This is a genomic window from Pantoea eucrina, from assembly GCF_001691555.1.
In the GTDB taxonomy this organism is placed as follows: domain Bacteria; phylum Pseudomonadota; class Gammaproteobacteria; order Enterobacterales; family Enterobacteriaceae; genus Pantoea; species Pantoea borealis.
The window spans coordinates 140,283-140,592 of sequence record NZ_MAYN01000008.1; the positions used below are offsets into that span (position 1 = coordinate 140,283).

Annotated in this window: 1 rRNA gene (running past both ends of the window); it reads left to right on the forward strand. The window is 56.8% G+C overall.

The window, feature by feature from the left end:
- Positions 1–310, forward strand: a 16S ribosomal RNA gene (locus BBA90_RS19605) (it extends past both window edges: 897 nt to the left, 776 nt to the right).

Below are 310 nucleotides of genomic sequence, written 5' to 3' on the forward strand. Positions count from 1 at the left end.
TGGCTCACCTAGGCGACGATCCCTAGCTGGTCTGAGAGGATGACCAGCCACACTGGAACTGAGACACGGTCCAGACTCCTACGGGAGGCAGCAGTGGGGAATATTGCACAATGGGCGCAAGCCTGATGCAGCCATGCCGCGTGTATGAAGAAGGCCTTCGGGTTGTAAAGTACTTTCAGCGGGGAGGAAGGCGGTGAGGTTAATAACCTCGCCGATTGACGTTACCCGCAGAAGAAGCACCGGCTAACTCCGTGCCAGCAGCCGCGGTAATACGGAGGGTGCAAGCGTTAATCGGAATTACTGGGCGTAA